General features: G+C 56.5%; 1 protein-coding gene. It reads left to right on the plus strand.

All coding sequences use genetic code 11. From position 1 onward, the window contains the following. Positions 1–1,011: 1,011 nt before the first annotated feature. Positions 1,012–1,170, plus strand: a complete 159-nt coding sequence (locus FRH_RS18560) for a hypothetical protein (protein WP_281998194.1) — start codon at positions 1,012–1,014, stop codon at positions 1,168–1,170. Positions 1,171–1,571 lie beyond the last annotated feature (401 nt).

Here is a 1,571-nt window from a genome sequence, read left to right on the forward strand (position 1 = left end):
GGGACTGTACCCAGATCTGGGTATACCCATTTCTGGGTACACTTGCTCCCTCTGTATCCATCCGCTAAGGTGACTTGGCGAATTTCTTCTGGTGCCCCCAGCGCCCACGCTTCTGACACTCCGTTAACGTCGAGACCGAAGCACAAACGCGAAAAGGGCCAGTCCTGGCAGACTGACCCCTTTCTAGGCACCACCTAACGTGAACTTAGGTGACCCTTGATGACCAGTGTACCCGCTGTTGCTCCTGCCCTCAATCCGTCCGTTCTTGCTCGTGCCCCCTTGGGTGATCCTTGCTCCCAGGCTGGCCCTGCCTTTGGGCTTGTCCCTTCTTCAACAAGTGACACGGCACCCGACGAACGGCACGAAATCGACCGCGTACAATCCCGTTTAGCACGCATGGCCAAAGGCATTAAGACTGGTGCCCGCCTTCACTGCCAAGACTCCCAGCAAGGCGGTTTCCGCGTCTTTACTGCCATGGTTACCCTGACTTACTCCCCTGATTCTGATTACTGCAAACGCCACGTATCTCACTTTCTGAAATGCGCTAGGGAATGGCACCGCCGTAGGCGTCTCCATATGCGCTATGTCTGGGTTTTGGAGCTTACAAAGGCTGGCAGGCCTCATTATCACGTGCTTTTTTGGCTTCCCCGCGGCTACCGCTTACCGAAGCCTGATAAGCGCGGCTGGTGGCCTCATGGCATGAGTAAGATTGAGGGCGCTCAAAAGCCTGTCGGGTATCTAGCTAAGTACGCCTCTAAGCTGGCAAATAGCGCTCAAGGCGAGCTTAAGCGCGTTTTTAAGGGTTTGCCAAAGGGTGCCCGGTTACACGGCTGTGGTGGCCTCTCAGAGCCTTCTGCGCGTGAGCGTAGGTGGTGGCTTTCCCCTACTTGGGTTCGCAGGGCCTGGTCTATCTCTGACGATCCACGGCCAGCACCTGGGGGCGGCTGGGCCTCTAGGTCTAACGGTACCTGGTTATCTTCGCCCTATAGGGTCGTTATTGAGGGTGCTCGCGTGTTCATAGTGCCTCGCACCTTGGGCGCTGAGTGGCTCGACTTCTTTGGCCTGGGGGCGTCCAGCAATGCTGCGCGCAGCGGCGGCTTGCTGGACGCCGCACAGGCCATAGAGGCGATAAATAAATACAACCAGGGAGGGGCTCACTATGTCGCTTGATCAGCACTGTGACCATTGCCGCAAGTTCCTTGATGCCGACGTCTCCTTATGGGTAGACACCGTTCGCAAAACCTACGCGATCACCTGTGACGACTGCTCTGTTGACCATTGTGAGTTTGTTCTAGGCGACCATATGCCTATGGCTGGTAGTGACTTTCAGGGTATTCAGAGCATGGCAGAATACTATCAACGTCAAGGATTTAATCGCGGGGGTCCCCGCTTGAGGGGTTCCAAGCGGGGTTCCGATTAAATACTTGTACGTGCCACCTGAAATACCCTTTAGCGGGTCGGTCAGCTCCGCTGGCCGGCCTGCCTCCCGGCGAGGGTGGGGTTTGGGGCAAAGCCCCAAGAAGAGCTACAGAGGCCCCTCTGTGTATGCTCGCTTGGTATCCTGACTTTTC

It is taken from the genome of Halomonas sp. A020 (genome assembly GCF_027943625.1).
In the GTDB taxonomy this organism is placed as follows: Bacteria; Pseudomonadota; Gammaproteobacteria; order Pseudomonadales; family Halomonadaceae; genus Vreelandella; species Vreelandella piezotolerans.